Annotated in this window: 24 protein-coding genes; 8 read left to right on the top strand and 16 right to left on the bottom strand. The window is 46.5% G+C overall.

Annotated features, from left to right (window positions below; all coding sequences use genetic code 11):
- Positions 1–66: 66 nt before the first annotated feature.
- The 7 genes from rpsG to fkpA all read right to left on the bottom strand — a co-directional run bounded on the left by rpsG (position 67) and on the right by fkpA (position 3,867).
- A complete protein-coding gene (gene rpsG, locus ACZ5ZC_RS18750) occupies positions 67–537 on the bottom strand; it encodes a 30S ribosomal protein S7 (RefSeq protein WP_005382796.1) in 471 nt (156 codons plus the stop codon).
- A gap of 101 nt (positions 538–638) precedes the next feature.
- A complete protein-coding gene (gene rpsL / locus ACZ5ZC_RS18745) occupies positions 639–1,013 on the bottom strand; it encodes a 30S ribosomal protein S12 (protein ID WP_004399892.1) in 375 nt (124 codons plus the stop codon).
- 177 nt (positions 1,014–1,190) lie between these two features.
- Positions 1,191–1,466 (bottom strand): sulfurtransferase complex subunit TusB, encoded by a 276-nt coding sequence (gene tusB / locus ACZ5ZC_RS18740; protein ID WP_047010412.1) that lies wholly within the window; start codon positions 1,464–1,466, stop codon positions 1,191–1,193.
- 7 nt (positions 1,467–1,473) lie between these two features.
- A complete protein-coding gene (gene tusC / locus ACZ5ZC_RS18735; RefSeq protein ID WP_005397648.1) occupies positions 1,474–1,830 on the bottom strand; it encodes a sulfurtransferase complex subunit TusC in 357 nt (118 codons plus the stop codon).
- Complete coding sequence (gene tusD, locus ACZ5ZC_RS18730) at positions 1,827–2,222, bottom strand: sulfurtransferase complex subunit TusD (protein WP_046874531.1); 396 nt, start codon at positions 2,220–2,222, stop codon at positions 1,827–1,829. Before tusD ends, tusC begins: the two co-directional genes overlap by 4 nt.
- Positions 2,219–2,941 carry a helix-turn-helix transcriptional regulator gene (locus ACZ5ZC_RS18725; protein ID WP_031780643.1) on the bottom strand — a complete coding sequence of 241 codons (723 nt, stop codon included), beginning with the start codon at positions 2,939–2,941 and terminating at the stop codon, positions 2,219–2,221. Before ACZ5ZC_RS18725 ends, tusD begins: the two co-directional genes overlap by 4 nt.
- Positions 2,942–3,084: 143 nt before the next feature.
- Positions 3,085–3,867 (bottom strand): FKBP-type peptidyl-prolyl cis-trans isomerase, encoded by a 783-nt coding sequence (fkpA, locus tag ACZ5ZC_RS18720; protein ID WP_054868284.1) that lies wholly within the window; start codon positions 3,865–3,867, stop codon positions 3,085–3,087.
- 128 nt (positions 3,868–3,995) lie between these two features.
- On the opposite strand from fkpA, the gene ACZ5ZC_RS18715 reads away from it, so the two are divergent.
- Entirely contained in the window at positions 3,996–4,982 is a 987-nt protein-coding gene (locus ACZ5ZC_RS18715; RefSeq protein ID WP_046874532.1) for a WD40 repeat domain-containing protein, read from the top strand.
- On the top strand, positions 4,979–5,206 hold the full coding sequence (locus ACZ5ZC_RS18710; protein ID WP_005381455.1) for a SlyX family protein: 228 nt from the start codon (positions 4,979–4,981) through the stop codon (positions 5,204–5,206). The genes ACZ5ZC_RS18715 and ACZ5ZC_RS18710 overlap by 4 nt, the downstream gene beginning before the upstream one ends.
- A gap of 71 nt (positions 5,207–5,277) precedes the next feature.
- On the opposite strand, the gene ACZ5ZC_RS18705 is transcribed toward ACZ5ZC_RS18710, so the two are convergent.
- The 5 genes from ACZ5ZC_RS18705 to kefG form a co-directional block, all read right to left on the bottom strand.
- On the bottom strand, positions 5,278–6,219 hold the full coding sequence (locus ACZ5ZC_RS18705) for an isoaspartyl peptidase/L-asparaginase (protein ID WP_054868300.1): 942 nt from the start codon (positions 6,217–6,219) through the stop codon (positions 5,278–5,280).
- A 130-nt stretch (positions 6,220–6,349) separates the two neighbouring features.
- Positions 6,350–6,886 (bottom strand): peptidylprolyl isomerase, encoded by a 537-nt coding sequence (slyD, locus tag ACZ5ZC_RS18700; protein ID WP_047010415.1) that lies wholly within the window; start codon positions 6,884–6,886, stop codon positions 6,350–6,352.
- Between the two features lie 92 nt (positions 6,887–6,978).
- Positions 6,979–7,179 carry a YheV family putative zinc ribbon protein gene (locus ACZ5ZC_RS18695; RefSeq protein WP_005381449.1) on the bottom strand — a complete coding sequence of 67 codons (201 nt, stop codon included), beginning with the start codon at positions 7,177–7,179 and terminating at the stop codon, positions 6,979–6,981.
- A 33-nt stretch (positions 7,180–7,212) separates the two neighbouring features.
- A complete protein-coding gene (gene kefB / locus ACZ5ZC_RS18690; RefSeq protein ID WP_464932185.1) occupies positions 7,213–9,009 on the bottom strand; it encodes a glutathione-regulated potassium-efflux system protein KefB in 1,797 nt (598 codons plus the stop codon).
- Positions 8,993–9,586, bottom strand: coding sequence for a glutathione-regulated potassium-efflux system ancillary protein KefG (gene kefG / locus ACZ5ZC_RS18685; protein ID WP_301577692.1), 594 nt, complete (start codon positions 9,584–9,586; stop codon positions 8,993–8,995). Before kefG ends, kefB begins: the two co-directional genes overlap by 17 nt.
- Before the next feature lie 209 nt (positions 9,587–9,795).
- Between kefG and ACZ5ZC_RS18680 the strand changes: the two genes are divergently transcribed.
- From ACZ5ZC_RS18680 to crp, 6 genes are all read left to right on the top strand, one after another.
- Entirely contained in the window at positions 9,796–11,715 is a 1,920-nt protein-coding gene (locus ACZ5ZC_RS18680) for an ABC transporter ATP-binding protein (protein ID WP_054868301.1), read from the top strand.
- Positions 11,712–12,200, top strand: coding sequence for a TIGR02444 family protein (locus ACZ5ZC_RS18675; RefSeq protein ID WP_054868287.1), 489 nt, complete (start codon positions 11,712–11,714; stop codon positions 12,198–12,200). The genes ACZ5ZC_RS18680 and ACZ5ZC_RS18675 overlap by 4 nt, the downstream gene beginning before the upstream one ends.
- Before the next feature lie 87 nt (positions 12,201–12,287).
- Positions 12,288–13,295: a hydrolase gene (locus ACZ5ZC_RS18670; RefSeq protein ID WP_046874535.1), complete on the top strand. Its 1,008-nt coding sequence runs from the start codon at positions 12,288–12,290 to the stop codon at positions 13,293–13,295.
- A gap of 33 nt (positions 13,296–13,328) precedes the next feature.
- Positions 13,329–13,541 (top strand): YheU family protein, encoded by a 213-nt coding sequence (locus tag ACZ5ZC_RS18665; protein WP_048626696.1) that lies wholly within the window; start codon positions 13,329–13,331, stop codon positions 13,539–13,541.
- 124 nt (positions 13,542–13,665) lie between these two features.
- Positions 13,666–14,535, top strand: coding sequence for a phosphoribulokinase (locus ACZ5ZC_RS18660; protein ID WP_005397679.1), 870 nt, complete (start codon positions 13,666–13,668; stop codon positions 14,533–14,535).
- Between the two features lie 240 nt (positions 14,536–14,775).
- Complete coding sequence (gene crp / locus ACZ5ZC_RS18655) at positions 14,776–15,408, top strand: cAMP-activated global transcriptional regulator CRP (RefSeq protein ID WP_005381432.1); 633 nt, start codon at positions 14,776–14,778, stop codon at positions 15,406–15,408.
- Between the two features lie 145 nt (positions 15,409–15,553).
- On the opposite strand, the gene ACZ5ZC_RS18650 is transcribed toward crp, so the two are convergent.
- The 4 genes from ACZ5ZC_RS18650 to ACZ5ZC_RS18635 all read right to left on the bottom strand — a co-directional run bounded on the left by ACZ5ZC_RS18650 (position 15,554) and on the right by ACZ5ZC_RS18635 (position 20,421).
- On the bottom strand, positions 15,554–16,345 hold the full coding sequence (locus ACZ5ZC_RS18650) for a DUF1338 domain-containing protein (protein ID WP_005397681.1): 792 nt from the start codon (positions 16,343–16,345) through the stop codon (positions 15,554–15,556).
- A 249-nt stretch (positions 16,346–16,594) separates the two neighbouring features.
- Positions 16,595–18,052, bottom strand: a complete 1,458-nt coding sequence (astD, locus tag ACZ5ZC_RS18645; protein WP_243328456.1) for a succinylglutamate-semialdehyde dehydrogenase — start codon at positions 18,050–18,052, stop codon at positions 16,595–16,597.
- Positions 18,053–18,080: 28 nt separating this feature from the next.
- Positions 18,081–19,100, bottom strand: a complete 1,020-nt coding sequence (gene astA, locus ACZ5ZC_RS18640) for an arginine N-succinyltransferase (RefSeq protein ID WP_085344615.1) — start codon at positions 19,098–19,100, stop codon at positions 18,081–18,083.
- Positions 19,101–19,209: 109 nt separating this feature from the next.
- Positions 19,210–20,421 carry an aspartate aminotransferase family protein gene (locus ACZ5ZC_RS18635; RefSeq protein WP_054868290.1) on the bottom strand — a complete coding sequence of 404 codons (1,212 nt, stop codon included), beginning with the start codon at positions 20,419–20,421 and terminating at the stop codon, positions 19,210–19,212.
- Positions 20,422–20,713 lie beyond the last annotated feature (292 nt).

The raw sequence follows: 20,713 nt of genomic DNA, 5'->3' as shown, positions 1-20,713 counted from the left end.
CTCTTACTAAGGTGTACCTTAGAGTATAGAAAAGTGCTGCGAGAGAACCTCGCAGCACAGAAGGTATTACCAGCGGTAATGAGCGAACGCTTTGTTTGCGTCAGCCATGCGGTGAACGTCTTCACGTTTCTTAACCGCAGTACCTTTGTTCTCAGACGCGTCTAGCATTTCAGCTGCTAGGCGTTGAGCCATAGATTTTTCACCACGCTTGCGCGCAGCTTCAACCAACCAACGCATAGCAAGTGCGTTACGGCGAACCGGACGTACTTCTACAGGTACTTGGTAAGTTGAACCACCAACACGGCGAGATTTAACCTCTACCGCAGGGCGTACGTTTTCAAGAGCTTCTTCAAAAATAGCTAAGTGGTCTTTACCAGACTTTTCAGCCATAGCATCTAGTGCAGTGTAAACGATTTTCTCTGCAGTAGATTTTTTACCGTCAACCATTAGGATGTTAACGAATTTTGCCAGCAATTCAGATTTGAATTTTGGATCTGGAAGGATCTTACGCTGACCAATGACGCGACGACGTGGCATGGATTTATCTCCGTTGTCTTCTTCAGGTTTTATCCAAAACTTTTCAGTTTTTTCAAAAAATTAAAAATAATTTAGTGTTTGGCCTTACTTAACGGAATCCATTAAGACTTAGGACGCTTCACACCGTACTTAGAACGACCTTGTTTACGGTCGTTAACGCCAGCACAGTCAAGTGCACCGCGAACAGTGTGGTAACGTACACCCGGAAGGTCTTTTACACGACCGCCACGGATTAGTACAACACTGTGCTCTTGAAGGTTGTGACCTTCACCGCCGATGTACGATGTAACTTCGAAGCCGTTTGTCAGACGTACACGACAAACTTTACGAAGTGCTGAGTTAGGTTTTTTAGGTGTAGTAGTGTAAACACGAGTACATACACCACGTTTTTGTGGGCACGCTTCTAGTGCAGGCACGTTGCTTTTAACAACTTGCTTTGCACGAGGCTTACGTACCAACTGGTTAATAGTTGCCATTAACTAGCTCCTGATTTACTTGAAAGTAAGCTTTGTGAAAAATCTATCCCCAACTACCATTGCAGTTAGGGACGCAAAATTCTATGCAGCAGTGAGAGGTGTGTCAAGAAATATACGGATCTTTTTTGTTCAATTAGGACAATTCATCCGTAAAGCTTTAGCGACAGTAAATCACGTTCAATCCCAAGTAAGCGATTTATCCTGTTTAACTGTGAGCTCAACGAAGCCTGAGTAATTCACGATCGTCAGTGATGGACTGATACGATTCGCAATACCGCGAGCGTGAATATCGCTCTCTAGCACAAATACACTGCGGTTTTTTAGGTGGGAAAACGCTTTATGCTGCGAGTTAGCAGCGTACACGGCATCTTCTATAAGTAAGATGTCATCCTGTACATTACATAAGGGCATGGCGTCTTCTAGAGCGGAGACCGTTTTTATAATATGTAGCATAACTTCCTCAGAACGACAGTAGCTTGCCAGCGTGTTGCAACTTATCTTTGAGCTGCTCTGAGCTTAACGCTTGAGCTTCAATGACTAAATCCGCTTGAGCCAAACCTCGCTGAGCTAATGACTCTGAGCACACAAAGACTTGTTCGATATCGTATAAATCGAAAAGCTTCAGCATCGGCGCATAATCTTTGCTCAAGATCTTACTCGGTTCTTGTCCTAGTAGAAGCTGGTAAACCCCATCTCCCATGAAAATGACGCTGATATCTTCACAGTAAGCCGATGCAGCTAACAGTGCATCCACACCTTCACGACCAGCCGCACTGCCATGCGGTGCGCTACGAAATAGATAAGTTAGCTGACTCAAAACTGTACCACTCTGTCTTGGGTTAACATCGCTTCGGCTAAGCTACCTAAGCCGGCTTGCTCAAAACCTTCCGCTAGATTGCTCTGGACCAAACCATGTTGATTCGCTTCTTCTTCACTTACGATACCGCGACGCAAAGCTGCAGCAACACAAGTTTCTAGACGAACACCATGCTCTTTTGCCAAAGATTGCCATGCCTTATTGAGATCAAATTCGTCGTTGGCAGGCACACTCAAAGCAGTACCATTGGTCACGCCCTCTTGATAAAAGAAAACGCTCACTAACTGATGGCCTTGCTCAATCACCGCCTTGGCGAACTGATAAGCACTGCGCGCTGACTGGCTACCGTAAACAGGACCGTTCACCACCAACGTGTAAGTCAGTTTACTCACTTTTCATCGTCCTCGGTTTTACGTTGACGAATGTATAAGTAGACGGTGTGTTTTGAAATGTTAAGACGATCTGCAACGCGGTTGATGGCATCTTTAATATCGAAAATGCCTTTGTCGTACAACTCCATCACGATTTGGCGGTTCTTGGTGTTGTTCGATACGGATTTATCCGCATTGATCTCTTCGATGGTGCGTTCAACAGTTTGGTCCACCAGCTCTTCTACGTCACTAGCAAAGTTAACCGAGGAAGCCGCTTCTTTTGCTTCTTGCGTTGGCATGAAAGATTGAAGGACTTGCGAGAAAGGCGCATCCAAGTTGACGTTGATACACAACAAACCAATCACGCGGTTTTCACCATTACGAATGGCAACAGTGATCGACTTCATCAACACGCCACCTTTTGCACGGGTAAAATACGAACGTGAGAAGTTGCGCTCCGAGCCTTCGATGTCTTTTAGCATTTTAAGCGCTAAATCAGTGATCGGTGAGCCGACTTGGCGACCCGTGTTTTCACCGTTAGCGATTTTAATTGCAGAGGTATTTAAGTCTTCTAGCGAGTGAAGAACGATTTCACAAAAGGGACCTATCAGGCTGGCGATACCATCAACGACCGCCTCATAAGATCTTAAAATGATTTTGTCGTGCTCGGTAAACGGCATCACGTTAACGGATTCCATTTCGAGCAACATCTCCGCGTTTATTGTTTCTGTAGTTGTCATAAGCCTTCGAGCGAAAAATCAACAAATTGGTGTAAGTTTATCAGAAAATTTGAAAATCAACCTAGCAAACTCACCAACTAGTGACCTAGAACAAAAAAGGCCCGTTAAACGGACCTTTTTCAATAACTTATCGCGGCTTATTGTTATTGCTCTGCGTTGTCGTTCTCGACTTTTAGCAGCTCAACTTCAAATACTAGCGTTGAGTTAGCAGGAATGCTTGGTGTGTCTTGATCACCGTATGCTAGCTCTGGCGGGATAACGAATTTGAATTTAGAACCCACAGGCATTAGCTGAACACCTTCTGTCCAACCTGGGATTACACGGTTAAGTGGGAATGTTGCAGGTTCACCACGATCGTAAGAGCTATCAAATTGCGTACCATCGATTAGCGTACCTTTGTAGTGTACTTGAACCGTATCAGTGTCTTTTGGCTTCTCACCTTCAGCAGGAGTAATAACTTGGTATAGAAGACCTGTATCTGTCTTCACTACGCCTTCTTGCTTCTCGAACTCAGCACGGAAATCATCGCCAGCTTTTTTTGCTTCAGCTGCTTTCTCAGCCGCTTGTGCTTGCATCTTTTCAGCAACACGCTTATCTAGAGATTCTAGTGCTGCACGTGTTTCTTCTTCATTCAATTCAGCATTGCCTCTGAAGACGTCTTCGATACCTTTTAGTACCAAGTCTTTGTTAAGATTAATGCCGATTTCGCTTGGCTTGTCGATGCTTGTGCTTAGGTAGTTAGCAAATGAAACACCGATTGCGTATGCCGCTTTATCGTCGTCGGTTTTAAAGTGAACCGCTTTACCGGTTTCTGCTTGAACTTGTTCTGCTTGAGGTGCGGCTTCTGTTTTAGTTTCTTCTTTCTGACAACCTACCGCTAGCATAACTGTTGCAGCAAGTAGCGACACTTTTAAAACTGATTTCATTAAATTCTCCCAATAATGGCTTTGCCATTGGTTGTTGTGCACAAATCTTCTATGAGACTAGTGAAGACAATCGTTATACCAATATACTAGCTATATGTCTTAAGACACAAACCGGATTATTAGATGTGATGCAAAGAATTTCTCATTTATTCCTATATTTAATTGTCATCACCACGTTAAATGGTTGCTTTTTCGCCGAGCGTGAAGTGCACCGTTGGCCGATAGAGCCTCAGGGTGCGACGAGCTTCGCACTTAGCAGAGATGGACGATTTGCTCTGCTCTATTCTCAGCAACACCATTTGATGTTGTGGGACCTAGAGCAAAATGAACAACTAGCCAACCTGGGTGAGCTCGATGCCGATGCCAACGTGGTATCCCATATTCGTATCTCAGACAATGGTCGCTATGCAGTCACAGCAAGCCAAATGAACTTCGCAGTTTGGGACTTAGGTTGGACGCAATCCGAAGGCCTTTGGTCTATTTCTGATGCGCTCATTCGCGACGTTGATATCACCAGTAACGGTGAGCAAGTTCTGCTCGGGTTATCCAACGGTAAAGCAATTTACGTCAACTTAGTCACCGGACGTCGCTTGGAGTTCCTTGCGCATCGTGAAAAAGTCAATTCCGTCGCCATTTCTCCTAATGGCCGCTTCGCACTGACTGGTGGTAATGACTACAAAGCGTATTTGTGGGACACCGAAACCGGACAAGTGCTGCGGACCTTCGAACATGAACAACGGGTTGTTCGTGTTGCCCTGCAACGAGATGGCAAGTTAGCAATGACATCCGATGGCGGAAACCAAGCGGTAATTTGGGATTTAAAAACTGGACAAGAAGTCACACAGTTGAGCAGTTGGTCGCGCCAATTGATCTTTTCTACTGCGCGATTTTCTGACGACGGAACTCAGTTAGTGACAGGAACGCCTTCTGGCCGCGTTTCAATATGGGATACTCAAACCGGAAAACGGATTGGCGGATTTGAAGTTGAGCCAAAAAAAGACACTCGCCCTCCCCGTGCGGTCGTGTATGATGCAGCCTTTGATTCAAAACAACGCGTAATTACTGCTACTTCAGCAGGTATTGCCCAAGCTTGGCAGTTAGAGAACGGATCATGACAGAAAAAATCATTCAGCAATTGGAAGCACGCATTAATGACTTAGAATGTCAGCTTGCGTTCCAAGAACAGACTATTGAAGATCTGAACGGCGCCTTATCGCAGCAGCAACTGCAAATTACCAAGATGCTCGATCAGATGAAATATGTGGTAGGTAAAGTAAAAAATATGGACTCGTCGAATTTAGCCGATCCGTCAGAAGAAACCCCACCACCGCATTATTAAAATGCAGGCTCAAATAGCACAAAGCCCAGAACATATTCTGGGCTTTGTTGTATTGATTACTTAAGAGGAAGCTATTCGTCGGCGTAAATTTTAACGCTCAGCTCGCCTTGCGTATTAATGCCAGCTCGGTACATGCCAGAGCTGTTCATCGCAAAGTGCAGCTCACCTTGCGCGTCAATTGCGATTAAACCGCCTTCGCCGCCCATCTCTTTCAGTTCCCCCTGAATAATATGCTCACAAGCAGTATGAATATCTTCTTGTAAGTAACGCATCCGCGCGGCGACGTCTTCTGCGACACGTTTACGGATAAAAAACTCACCGACACCCGTACTTGAAACTGCGACAACGCCATTTTCGGCCACCGTGCCACAGCCTATCAAAGCCGAATCCCCAACTCGATTGTATTGCTTATTCGTTACGCCACCCGTACTGGTGGCAGCGGCTAAGTTACCTTGTTGGTCCAACGCTACGGCTCCGACGGTGCCATGTTTACGATCATCTGGGTAGCGAGATTCCGACAAAGCAAACAGCCCTTTCTCACGCATAGACAGCAACTGCTCATAACGGCGATCAGTAAAGAAGTAATCCTGTTCGGTATACTCATGGCCTTGTTCAAAAGCAAACTGCTCTGCGCCCTCACCCACCAACAACACGTGATTGCTGTTTCGCATTACGTCACGAGCGAGCTCAATTGGATTCTTGATATGACGAACACCAGCGACCGCGCCTGCGGCTTGGTTTCGACCATCCATGACAGAGGCATCCATTTCTACCATTTCGTTGTTGGTCAGCACCGAGCCTTTACCCGCATTAAAGTTAGGCGAGTCTTCCAATACTTTTACTGCAGCAACAACCGCATCCAAAGCGTCGCCGCCTTTCTCTAGAATTTGATAGCCAGCTTTTACCGACGCTTCCAAATCAGCCAAGATCGATTGCTGAAGTTCATTGCTCATCTGTTCACGTAAAATGGTGCCTGCGCCACCATGAATCGCAATCGAGAAAGGTTTTGTCATCGCTTTTTCCATGAGTTGTTCTTTTCTTCTATGCACTACACCTTAGATAAACAAAAAGCGCAAGTTGAAACCTCAACTTGCGCTTTTCAAAGCTTTACTAGATAAGATTATCTAGTGAAGGAGCTTGTGATTAGTGAGAACCACAGCTGCCGCCGCCACAGCAGCCTTCATCATCGTGATCATGGTCATGACCACAACCACCAGCTTGATGGATATGACCGTGTTCGATCTCTTCTGCTGTTGCTTCACGTGTAGACATAACTTCTACTTCGAAAGTTAGTGTTTGACCAGCTAGCATATGGTTACCGTCAACAACCACTTCGTTGCCGTCAACTTCTGTTACTTCTACAGGGATTGGACCTTGGTCAGTGTCAGCTAGGAAGCGCATGCCCACTTCGATTTGGTCAACGCCTTGGAATACGTCCGCAGGAACGCGTTGTACTAGCGCATCGTTGTGCTCGCCGTAAGCTTCTTCAGGAGCTACCGTTACTGAGAACTTGTCGCCAGCCACTTTACCTTCAAGCTCTTTTTCAAGACCAGTGATTAGGTTGTTGTGACCGTGAAGGTAATCTAGAGGCGCTTCTGCTGTTGATTGATCAACAACCACACCGTCTTCCAACATTACTTTGTATGCAAGGCTTGCAACAACGTTCTTTTCAATTTTCATACTAACTCCAGGGAGATTAATTGACTTAACCTGAATGGGGTTAAGTACTGAGATATCTGGGTGTATTATGGGGATCAATTATCGAAGTTCAATTATTCCGGCTTAAAAATTCCGATCATTTCCTGATCTGAGTGTTTATTTTTCTCTACAGATTGCGGTTTACGCTGCTCAGTAAACTCACACTCGACACACTCAACTAACTCGATATTATTTTCAATCCACCAGCGCAGGGTATCTTGCTGGCTGCAATTTGGGCAGCTAGCGCCGGCAATAAAACGTTTCTTGATTTTCACGCTATTTCCTTAGCTTGAGTCTTGGCTCAAGTACTACTTCCAATGATTAGGTGACTGATGGTCGCTCTCCATCTCACGACCAAATATTTCTTCTAGCTCTTTGCGTGCCTCTTTCGCTCTCTGAGCCAATTTCTTATCTTCATTGTGCTGAGGCAATAAGTCCTTAAGCATAGCATTATCTAACTTACGAAAATGTGCTTCTGCCCGCTTTGCTTGATAAGGGTGCATACCAAGTTCTACGAGCGCTTGGCGACCGAGATCTAATGCCCCTAAAAATGTTTCACGAGAGTAATTCTCGACACCGTGGCTCATTAACTGATACGCCTCGACACGGCTTCTTGCTCGGGCTAGCAACTTAAGTTTCGGGAAGTGCACGCGGCAGATATCAACGATGGCCATCACCTCATCAGGTGAATCGGTACAAATGACCAATGCTTCTGCTTTATCTGCGCCAGCAGCCCGCAAAAGATCAATTTGGGTAGCATCGCCATAAAACACTTTGTAACCATACTTGCGCAGTAGGTGGATTTGGCTGGCATCACTTTCTAATACCGTCACTTTGATTTTATTGGCATACATTAAACGTCCGACGATCTGACCGAAACGTCCAAAGCCTGCAATGATCACACGTGGCCGACGATCCACTACTTTCGTGGTCATGCCCTCTTCTTCTTGATTCAGGGTATGAGCAAACCATTTTTTTTGTCCCATCAGCAAAAGTGGTGTCGTCACCATGGATAAACTGACCACCACCAACAAAAACGCTACTTGCTCTTTGGATAAAATGCCCTCTTGGCTCGCTGCGGTAAATATGACAAAGGCAAACTCACCACCTTGGCTTAAAATCGCGGCCATACGGCTTCTCGCTTTAGCTCCGACACGGGCAGCTCTCGCCAATGCATACAAAACCAAGCCCTTAACCACGACCAAAGCCACCACCGCGCCCAGAATCTCTAAAGGGTGTAATGCCAATAATCCCAAATTTACCGCCATGCCAACCGCGATGAAGAACAACCCCAACAACAAACCTTTAAACGGCTCGATAGCGATTTCCAATTCATGTCGATACTCACTCTCAGCCAGCAGAACGCCGGCTAAGAAAGTCCCTAGAGCCATAGAAAGCCCGAGCTTTTGCATCACGACAGAAATCCCAAGCACAACCAACAATGCGGCGACGGTAAAGAGCTCACGAACGCCGCTCATCACAACAAAACGAAATAGTGGACGCAATAAGAAATGACCACCAATCAGCAGTGCCACCACACTGCCTAATACCGTGAAGACATCCACCCAACTACCGCCACTCTGCCCGCCAGCAAGCAAGGGCAACATTGCCAACATTGGGATCACGGCAATATCTTGAAAGAGCAATACCGCAAAACCAGACTGACCCGTTTCGGTGCCATTGAGCCCTTGCTCTTCAATCACTTTAAGAGCAATTGCCGTCGAGGACAGCGCCAACCCCATCCCAATCACCAAACTCACTTGCATGCTTACGCCGAACATACTGACGATACTGCCGAGCACGGCGGTCGTAACCACCACCTGCGCGCCGCCTAAACCTAGAATCGGTCCTCGCATTTGCCACAGTTTTTTAGGATTTAGTTCAAGGCCGATCAAGAACAGTAACAACACGACCCCAAGTTCAGCAAAGTGCAAAATAGCATCAACATCACTGATTAAGCCAAGACCCCAAGGGCCAATCAACACACCGGCAAGTAAATAACCTAAAACCGAGCCAAGTCCGAGACGCTGAGCAATCGGCACCGCGATAACCGCAGCCGAGAGAAAGACCACGCTACTTTGAAGAAACTCACTGGTTATCGCCATACTGACCTCCTTGGTCTGTTGCTTCCCAGTTTTCAAGTGGGTTGTTCAACCACCGACGATACAATTCGGCGTGCTCATACCGCTCAATATCCGAGACATTACGCGACCAATACAACACCAAAGGTTCAATCCAGTGCATTTGACACAAGGCGGCCGTCAGTTCAAACGGTTGTAGGATTTGCTCTAATGGATATTTGTTGTACCCCTTCGCGCTAAAGGCCTCTTCTTTCCCCCCCGTTGTAATCACACTGCGCCAGTATTTTCCCTCTAGTGCCGAACCTCCGCCAAAAGCAAAACCTTTGCCCAGCACTCGGTCCAACCACTCTTTTAACAGGGCTGGGCATGAATACATATAAAGCGGGTGATGAAACACGATCACATCATGCGTAAGCAACAACTCATGTTCGTAATTCACATCAATAAAGAAGTCAGGGTAAACACCGTAAAGATCGTGCACAGTGACGTGATCAAGCGACTGAGCTTTTTTAATCATCACTTGATTAGCAATCGAGTTATGTGGCTCTGGATGAGCATAAATGACCAGAACTTTTGGGAGAATAGACGGTGCAACAGCCAAATGGTCGTCCTTGTGGTTATTTTTATCCGTTATCAAATTGTTATACTTTTTTGTACAGCATAATGCAATTAAAGCGAATCAATCGACTTTTCCGGCCAATACCCCTACTATTCACCGCTAGATATATACCCAAGTGGCTTTAAAAACGATTGAAACCACTTCGCTATGTAACCAAGCAACGCGCACTGCGCAAAGTGAATGAAAACTTTATGATTACCTTCTCTGATATTCAGTTACTGCGTGGCGGTAAACCTCTTTTAGATCAAGCTTCAGCGACTATCCATCCTGGCGATAAAGTCGGCCTTGTGGGCAAAAATGGCTGTGGTAAATCAACGCTATTTGCATTGCTGAAAGATGAACTGTCGATTGATGCAGGCTCATTTAGCCAACCTCAACATTGGGAGTTGGCCTGGGTCGCACAGGAAACGCCTGCGCTAGAGCGCACTGCACTGGAATACGTCATTGATGGTGATCGCGAGTACCGAGCGCTCGAAAAGCAGTTGGCTGAAGCGGAAGCACAAGACAACGGCACCTTGGTTGCCGAGATCCACGGTAAAATTGAAACCATCGGCGGTTATAGCATTCGCGCTCGCGCGGCAGAATTGCTCGACGGTTTAGGTTTCAGCCAAGAGCAAATGAGTTGGAGTTTGACTCAATTCTCAGGTGGTTGGCGTATGCGCCTTAACTTAGCCCAGGCGCTATTGTGCCGTTCTGACTTATTGCTACTCGATGAGCCAACCAACCACTTGGACTTAGACGCAGTGATGTGGCTTGAACGTTGGCTACAAAACTACCCAGGTACACTGATCCTGATCTCGCACGACCGTGATTTCCTTGACCCAATTGTTGGCCGTATTATCCACATCGAAAACCAACAATTGAACGAATACACGGGTAACTATTCGTCGTTCGAAAACCAACGAGCGCAAAAAATGGTGCTGCAGCAAGCGATGTTCGAGAAGCAACAGAAACAGATGTCGCACATGCAAAGCTACATCGACCGCTTCCGTTATAAAGCCTCTAAAGCACGCCAGGCTCAAAGCCGTATTAAAGCTTTGGAGCGTATGGAAAAAGTGTTACCCGCTCAATTCGATAACCCATTTAGCTTCCAATTCCGTGAGCCCGCGGCGCTGCCAAACCCAATCATGATGATGGATGAAGTATCGGCAGGCTACGGTGACAACCTGATCTTAGAGAAGATCCGCTTGAACTTGGTTCCTGGCAGTCGCATTGGTCTGCTCGGCCGTAATGGCGCGGGTAAATCGACCTTAATCAAATTACTCTCTGGTGAGCTTAACGCGCAAGGTGGCGATCTGACTTACTCACAAGGCGTAAAAATAGGTTACTTTGCTCAGCATCAATTAGAAACGCTGCACCCAGAGGAAACGCCGCTGCAACACATGATGCAGATCGCGCCGGATCAAACCGAACAACAGCTACGTGATTACCTAGGCAGCTTTGGCTTCCAAGGCGACAAAGCACTGGAGAGCGTCGCGCCGTTTTCGGGTGGTGAAAAAGCCCGTTTAGTGCTGGCCTTAATTGTGTGGCAAAAGCCAAACCTGTTGCTACTTGATGAACCAACCAACCACTTGGATTTGGACATGCGTCAGGCATTGACGATGGCACTGCAAACGTTCGAAGGTGCAATGGTGATTGTTTCGCACGACCGTTACCTATTGCGTGCTACAACCGATGACTTGTACTTGGTGCACGATCGTCAAGTTGCGCCGTTCGATGGTGACTTAAACGACTACTACAAGTGGTTAACCGAGCAACAAAGAGCGGAACGCAAAGAGGCACAAGCCACACAGCCAGCCAAAGATAGCGCCAACAGCGCCGCAGCGAAAAAAGAGCAGAAACGTCGCGATGCAGAATTTCGTAAGCAGACGGCGCCAATTCGCAAAACGCTGACACAATTAGAAAATAAAATGGATAAGTTAGGTGCTGCACTGGCCGAAGCTGAAGAACAATTGGCAGATAACTCACTGTATGAAGCCGAAAATAAAGCTAAACTTAACCAAGTGCTGGCTCTTCAAGCTTCTAGTAAGGCAGAGCTCGAAGAAATTGAAATGGAATGGATGTCTGCTCAGGAAGAACTGGAGCAGATGGAGCTAGAGTTTAATCAATGAGTAATCAACACGCTGAATACACACTCACCCTAGAACACCTTTGGCAGTTCAGTCTGCAGTTTTATGGTGTGCGAGAAGTGAAAGAAGCGTGTTTATCATTGCAGAACAATTATCACGGCAACGTGAACCTACTCCTGCTGCTCAGATGGCTCGATGAGCAGCAACTCATTTTCCAAGAAAAAGACTGGCCTCTGGTGCAAAGCTGTCTGGGCCGAAGCGAAACCTTACTGCACTCTTTTCGCGACTTACGTCGCCATCTTAAGTCTCAAGTCAATGACGCTTTATATCGTGAAACCTTGCAGTTTGAGCTGCAACTAGAAAAGCAGCAACAAGCGGATTTGGTGAACTGCATTAACTCGCTCACGCTGGTCAAAAATGATGGCGTCCCACTCACGCTGAGATACTGTCGTCAACTTGGTGGTGAGCATTTGCAACAGGCCTTTGCTATTCCGGTGCCAAACATTCAACCACCAAAACGCCCATAAATCTGTAGAATACCTATAATCTTTATAAAGGATTATATTAATAAGTTCTTCAACTGACACCGAAGAACCGCATAAGAGCAGTTAGGTATGACACAATTTTTCGCAGCCGCCGGGATCAAAAACCCGCATCTTCAAACGCTTTTACCGCGTTTTATTCGCAAAAAAGCGTTGTTTACGCCGATTTGGCAAACCCTCGATACATCCGATGGAGACTTTCTCGATCTCGCATGGAGCGAGGACCCAACCCAAGAACCTGCGCAAAAAAAGCCGATTTTTGTTTTATTTCATGGACTAGAAGGCTGCTTCTATAGCCCTTACGCCAATGGCCTAATGAATGCATTTGCTCAATCCGGATGGCTGTCGGTGATGATGCATTTCCGCGGTTGTAGCGGTAAGCCAAACAAGAAAGCTCGCGCCTATCATTCTGGTGAAGTGACTGACGCCCGCCACTTCTTAGAGCACCTTGAGCAACGCTTTCCTGATAACCCCAAAGTTGCGGTCGGTATTTCTCTTGGCGGTAACATGTTGGCGAATTATTTAGCCCAATACAAAGACCACCCCATTTTGAATGCGGCGACCATTATCTCAGCGCCTTTAGACCTAGCAGCGTGTGCGAACCGTATTGAACAAGGCTTTTCGAAAGTGTATCGCCGTTACCTGCTCTCTTCGCTCAAACGCAACGCGTTGCAAAAACATCACTTGTTGCATGGCGAGCTCGCTTTGTCCTACAACTCAATAAAACGTGTCACACGATTGTATGAATTCGATGATTTGATCACGGCACCACTGCACGGTTTTAAAGACGCACAAGATTATTACGATCAATGTTCTGGCTTAAGTAAATTACAACAGATCACGCTACCGACACTGATCATTCACGCCAAAGACGATCCATTCATGACCGACGATGTGATCCCGAAATTTGTTCTGCCAGATAATATTGATTACCGTCTCTTTGAGCACGGTGGGCATGTTGGTTTCCTTACAGGTTCAGCGCTCAAGCCGAAATTTTGGTTGGAAGAAGCGCTGCCAGCGTATTACGAAAGTATTGCCGCAGATTACCTTTCTGCTGTATCCAAGCAGCGAAAGCAGTAAACTAGCCGCTCATCATAAAAGTTCGAGGTATTTATGATCATTCCATGGCAAGACATTGCGCCAGAAACATTGGAAAACTTAATTCGTGAATTCGTCTTACGTGAAGGCACGGATTACGGAACCGTCGAGATTTCTTTGCAAGACAAAGTGGATCAAGTAAAAACTCAATTAGAAAAAGGCGAAGCGGTTATCGTATTCTCTGAACTGCACGAAACCGTCGATATTCAGGTAAAAACAAAATTTTAGACCCTTCACATTTTACCGTACCCCACTCAATGACAAGGCATTGTTACGTGCTATAGTGGGTTATCGACCGTGCAGTAGCAGCCTACTGCACATTACAGGTAAGTAATTTTCGACAAGGTTTGTCATGTCAGCTAAACACCCAATTATTGCGGTTACTGGTTCATCCGGTGCCGGCACGACCACTACATCTGAAGCCTTCCGTAAGATGTTCAATATGATGAACGTTAAACCCGCATGGGTTGAAGGCGACAGCTTCCATCGCTTTACTCGCCCTGAAATGGATATAGAAATCCGTAAAGCGCGCGAGCAAGGTCGACACATTAGCTACTTTGGCCCTCAAGCTAATGACTTTCCAGGATTGGAAGAGTTTTTCCGTAAATATGGTCACGATGGCGCAGGCAGCGTACGTCGCTACCTACACACCTTTGACGAGGCCGTACCTTATAATCAAATGCCTGGTACCTTCACACCATGGCAGGACTTACCGGAGAACAGTGACGTTCTCTTCTATGAAGGCTTGCACGGCGGTGTTGTGGATGGCGATGTTAATGTTGCGCAGCATGTGGATTTCTTGATTGGTATGGTACCAATCGTAAACTTAGAGTGGATCCAAAAGTTTGTGCGTGATACTCGTGACCGCGGTCATTCACGAGAAGCAGTAATGGATTCTATCGTGCGCTCGATGGACGATTATCTTAACTACATCACTCCGCAATTTTCTCGCACTCATATTAACTTTCAGCGCGTCCCAACGGTCGATACCTCTAACCCACTTAACGCGAAAGGTATCCCAAGTCTAGATGAGAGCTTTGTCGTGATTCGCTTGCGTGGGATAAAGAAAGTCGACTTCCCATATCTCCTGGCTATGATTGATGGCTCATTCATGTCACGCCACAACACGATTGTCGTGCCAGGCGGTAAGATGAGCTTTGCAATGGAGCTCATAGTTCGGCCTATCCTACAACAGCTCATCGAAACAGGGAAAATTGGCTAAAAACCTGCCTGCGAAGATGTTTACTTTTCATACCGTGATCATGTGCACAGTTTTGCTTACAAAATCTCAATCATGGCACGATTAAAATCAAGAAATCGTTTTCGAAAAAGGATACTATTTCTTACCGAAACACAAGAGAGCTTGCAGCATATAAAAAGTGCTCTTATTCTAGTATGCCTAATTCAGGCTTAGCTAAAATATGGATAGCGCAAGCGTACCCTGCAGAGGAAGTGAGATATTATGGTTCTAGGTAAACCTCAAACCGACCCAACATTAGAGTGGTTTCTTTCACATTGTCATATTCATAAGTACCCTTCAAAGAGCACGCTAATTCACGCGGGCGAAAAGGCAGAAACTTTGTACTACATCGTTAAAGGTTCTGTTGCGGTTCTTATCAAAGACGAAGAAGGTAAGGAGATGATCCTTTCTTACCTAAACCAAGGAGACTTTATTGGTGAACTTGGTCTATTCGAGGAAGACCAAGAGCGCACAGCTTGGGTTCGTGCTAAATCTCCTTGTGAAGTTGCTGAAATTTCTTTCAAGAAATTCCGTCAGCTTATCCAAGTAAACCCAGACATCCTAATGCGCCTTTCTGCGCAGATGGCTCGTCGTCTTCAAGTAACTAGCCAAAAAGTGGGTGACCTGGCGTTCCTAGACGTAACTGGTCGTATCGCTCAGACGCTTCTGAACCTTGCAAAACAACCAGACGCAATGACTCACCCAGACGGCATGCAAATCAAGATCACTCGTCAAGAAATCGGTCAAATCGTTGGCTGTTCTCGTGAGACAGTAGGTCGTATCTTGAAAATGTTAGAAGAGCAGAACTTAATCTCTGCGCACGGTAAAACTATCGTGGTTTACGGTACTCGTTAATCTCAAACCAGAGTGACGCGAACAAAATTATAAAAGCCACCAATGGCGACATTGGTGGCTTTTTATTTGTCTTGTAACCACATTAAGCTCAGAGCAACAAAAGACTAATGAGCAAGTTGGTTAGCCGAAAGGTTCACCCTAAAAGTTAGCCATTCGTACTTTCAAAGATTTTGTCCGCTGAAGCCGCCACAAAACCTGGGTACAGCTCACCATTTTCCATCGGGTAGCGCTTAGCAAACTCGTAAAAGCCACCAGGGATAATTTCAGTGCCTTCGCTAAAGCGAACCGCCACTTTATCCGCCATGGTCGATGATTGTTCTAGTAGCACCTCAGGAGTGCCCTTCACTTCCCCGCCGTTTTCATTGATGGTAAATCCGGCCGTACGTAAGTGATCGTTTACTTGCTTCACTTCTTCGTATTCATTGAGCTGGTTAACGCTCACCGTGAAGTGGTTTGCGCCGTAACCATGCGCAGCCAACCAAGATGCATATTCACTTTCTTTAGCCAACGTTTGGTAGTCAGCAAAGCTTAAATCCCACAAGCGTCCACCATGTAAGAATGCGCTATCGTTCAGCTTGCCTGCATCGACTTGTGCCACCAGCTTTTTCACAATCTCTTGCAGCTCAGGTGAACACTCCTCAACTTTTAGCTCACTAATAAAGACTTTAGGTTGCTTCGGATCAGGGTGCTCATAGTGTTTAGCAACCAGCTTTTTACTTTCGAAAACGTAGTCACCACATGCCTGGTAGCCAATGGCTACAAATGGTTTAGCTAAGGTTTCGATACCAAGAGGCGCAATATTGAAGGTACGTAAAGCTATATGATCATTAATCAGAGGCTCATCTTCTTGAAGCAGCTGATGTACTTTCGCAGCAGAAGGGCAAAGACGTTGAATGTAATCTTGCCATAGCGATTCAAATAACACATCGGGCGTCATAACGACTCCTTGTTACGAGATGTAGAGTTAAAAGGTAAGCGGAAGTTGACTGCTCGCTCACAACGAAAAGTTGTCCAGAATAATGAACGAGCAGCCATCAACCTGTGACGGTAAATGCCAGTCAGTCAACACGCTTTTCCGAGTCTTTGCTCACTTTCCGTGTTCTGCCAACGATCACTACAACCCATACCTAAATGATTCGCCGGCAAGGTGAGCCGCAATACATGGTTGCGACTCTGTTATTAAAACTTATAGCGCCACACCTGGGCTTAATGTTGCAGGCAAGATAGTCTCTTGACCTTCCATTGATGCCATCGGGTACGCACAGTAGTCTGCTGCGTAATAAGCGCTTGGACGTAGGTTACCTGACGCACCAGGACCACCAAATGGCGCATCACCACTTGCACCAGTGAGCTGGCGGTTACGGTTCACGATCCCTGCACGAATATGGTCAACGAAGTATTCCCATTCTTGGTCGTCAGTTGAAACTAAACCAGCAGAGAGACCAAAGCGCGTGTCGTTCGCCAGTTCTACGGCTTTTTCTAGCCCTTCGTAACGCACCACTTGCAGAAGTGGACCGAAGTACTCTTCATCTGGTAGCTCAGCAATGTTCGTTACATCAATAATGCCCGGAGAAACAAACGCCGCCTCTCCTGCTTTAGCTTCAATCAAGCTTTCACCACCAAGTGATTGAAGGTTCGCTTGTGCATCGAGAATGAACTTGGCTGCGGCAACGGAGATTTGCGGCCCCATAAATGGCGCAGGCTCTGCAAATGGTTGGTCTACGCGAATATTCTTCGTCGCTTCGACGAGCTTGGTGATAAGCGCATCGCCTTTCTCACCCAATGGCACATACAAACGACGAGCACACGTACAACGCTGCCCGGCACTGATAAACGCTGACTGGATGATGGTGTACACCGTGGCATCCAAATCACCGTATTTATCAGAGATCACCATCGGGTTATTACCACCCATTTCTAGTGCTAACATTTTGCCTGGTTGACCCGCAAATTGACGGTGCAATACATGCCCCGTGTTCGCGCTGCCCGTGAACAGTACGCCATCAATGCCTTTCGCATCAGCAAGCGCAATACCGGTTTCTTTCGCACCTTGGACAAGGTTGATCACGCCTTTCGGCAGACCTACTTCTTCCCAAAGTTTCATAGCTAGCTCGCCAGTCCAAGGCGTTTGCTCGGATGGCTTGAACACAACGGTGTTACCCGCTAGTAACGCAGGCACAATGTGACCATTTGGTAGGTGACCAGGGAAGTTATATGGGCCAAATACCGCCATCACGCCCAGTGGGCGATGACGTAACACAATTTGGTTGCCCGCCGCTTCACGGCTCGCTTCACCAGTGCGGTCATGGTAAGCACGAATAGAGATGGCAATTTTACCTGCCATTGCCGCTGCTTCAGTGCGCGTTTCCCAAATTGGCTTACCAGTTTCTTTGGCAATGACTTCAGCGATTTTCTCGCTGTTCTCTTTTACTTTCTCAGCAAAAGCCAACACGATCGCTTCACGCTCTGCAAATGGGCGTTTTTTCCAGTCAATAAACGCTTCACGCGCTGCAGATACCGCTTGATTCACCTGCTCTGCCGTTGCACCGTTGCCTTGCCAGATCACTTCTTGGTTGTAAGGTGACAGAGACGTAAATGCTTCACCCTGACCTTGTACCCATTCACCTGCAATCCAATGTGTCATTGTTTCTATCCTTAAATTCTGTCGTCTGTTACTGCGGAAGAAGGCGAACAAAATCCCCTTCCTCAACCAAAAGTGCATCCGCAACGTCTGGTGCGATCATGACGCTTTGTGTTTCAGGGTCATACGCCGCTTTGGTGACTGCTGCGCGGAAGTTTTCGAACGATGAGTTGCACATCAAGAAGTCTTGCGTACTGCTATGTTGTGCAATTTTCACTTGCGCACGGAACGAGTGACGTACCGATTCAATATTGCGTAAGTCACATTCAACGGTTGGACCCGCATCGAAAATATCCACGTAGCCACGGTTAGTGAAGCCTTCACGCTCAAGCAGCTTTAATGCTGGGCGAGTATTGTCATGCACTTGACCAATCACGGCTTGCGCTTCTGGACTCAACAGGTTGATGTAAATAGGCAGCTTCGGCATTAAGTCAGCAATAAAGCCTTTCTTGCCGATACCTGTGAGGTAATCCGCAAGCGTGAAATCGATGGAGAAGAAATGCTCTTGTAACCATTGCCAGAACGGCGAGTTGCCTTCGTCGTCTGAAACACCACGCATCTCCGCAAAGATCGTTTCAGAGAAACGCTCTGGGTGCTCAGCCATCATGAGGAAACGACACTTCGACATTAGACGACCATTCAGACCTTGGCGGAATTTCTCACGCAAGAACAAGGTACAAATTTCGCTGTTACCCGTGTAGTTATTACCAAAAGTAAGCAGTTTGACGACATTATTGACGCCAAGCTTTGGTGACGAGTGCACCACTTTACTAATGTGATACGAGTAAAATGGGACATCCCAGCCGATAGATGCTTCGATTCCGGTGGTACCCGCAACCTCACCCGTTTCAGAGTCAAAGCCGACCATCAGGTAGCCTTCATCACCTGGTTCTGCCACATCTGGCTTACCAAAGCTGTACTCTGAGTGTTTGATTCGATTGGTTAACAGTTCTTCGTTAACCGGTAGAGATGTAAATCCGTGACCAGACTCCACCGCACAAGTGTGCAGCGCGTCATAATCCGACATCGCGATAGGGCGAACTACTAGCATCAATACTCCCTCCAGATGCAAGAAGATCCTAACTATATTGTAGGAACAATTCCCCCATCAGAGATCCTTGACGGGGGTGTCTGCGTTGACGTTGAAACTGATATCGCGCTTAAACTAAAGTCGCGATCGCTTTATCCAGTTTCGCCAAGCCTTCTTCAATTTCTTGTTGTGTGATAACGAGTGATGGTGTGAAACGTACGACATTGGCACCCGCAACCAATACCATTAGACCTTGTCTGCCTGCAGCGACGAGAACATCACGTGCGCGGCCTTGCCATTCTTCATTCAGTGCAGCGCCAAGCAATAGGCCTTGACCACGAACTTCTGAGAAGATGTTGTACTTCGCGTTGATCTTCTCTAGACCTTCTCGGAACATCGCTTCGCGTTCTAGCACACCAGCCAACACTTCAGGCTTAGTAACTTCGTTCACAACTGCTTCTGCTACAGCACACGCGAGTGGGTTACCGCCGTATGTTGAACCGTGCGTACCGACTTTCATGTGCTCTGCTAATTTTGCAGTAGTAAGCATTGCACCGATTGGGAAACCGCCACCAAGTGATTTCGCGGTGCTTAGAATATCAGGTGTAATACCTAAACCTTGGTAAGCGTAGAAGTTACCTGTACGACCATTACCGGTTTGCACTTCATCGAAGATCAGTAGCGCGTTGTGTTTGTCACACAGCTCACGTACTGCTTGAGCAAACTCAGGCGTTGGTGGCACGATACCGCCTTCACCTTGTAGCGGCTCCATCATCACCGCACATGTGCGATCAGACATGTGTGCCTGTAGTGCTTCGATATCATTGTAAGGTAAGTGGGTAACGTCACCAGGCTTAGGACCAAAACCGTCAGAGTAAGCCGCTTGACCACCAACCGTTACGGTAAAGAACGTACGACCGTGGAAACCTTGTTTGAATGCGATGATTTCTGATTTCTCAGCACCATGTACGTCAGCAGCGTAACGACGTGCCAGCTTAAGTGCCGCTTCGTTCGCTTCTGCGCCAGAGTTAGCAAAGAATACGCGCTCAGCAAAGCTCACTTCTGTTAGCTTTTTCGCCAGACGAAGTGCTGGTTCGTTCGTCATCACGTTACTTAAGTGCCAAAGCTTGTTAGCTTGCTCTGTTAATGCGTTTACCATTACTGGATGACAATGGCCAAGACAGCTCACTGCAATACCACCAGCAAAGTCGATATATTCATTACCTTCCTGATCCCAAACACGTGAACCTTCACCTTTAACAGGGATCATTTCCATCGGGTTATAGCAAGGTACCATTACCTCATCGAATAAACCGCGCTCTACTTTAATTTCCGTTGTCATTGCACATTCCTTCTTGATACCGCATGCGTAGCAGATAAGCGAATTTAACCGGCGCTCTTTGCCAGCAAATAATGTTTTGCATTTAAGCTATTGCGGCATTGTATTTACATTTAATTAACCATTTCAATAGTGATTTATTCTTTTCGTTCTCGAAAGCAACTTCCATTAATCACTGCTTATGACTATTTATGCATCAAGAAAGTAAAATAGAGAAGCGATTTTTTATAAATGTTATGTAATACAGGGGATAGAAGGTTTAAAAAGACATGAATAGACAAAGAGGCCAGAATGA

This window comes from Vibrio sp. JCM 18905 (genome assembly GCF_055393305.1).
This window is presented reverse-complemented; position numbering and strand designations above follow the sequence as displayed.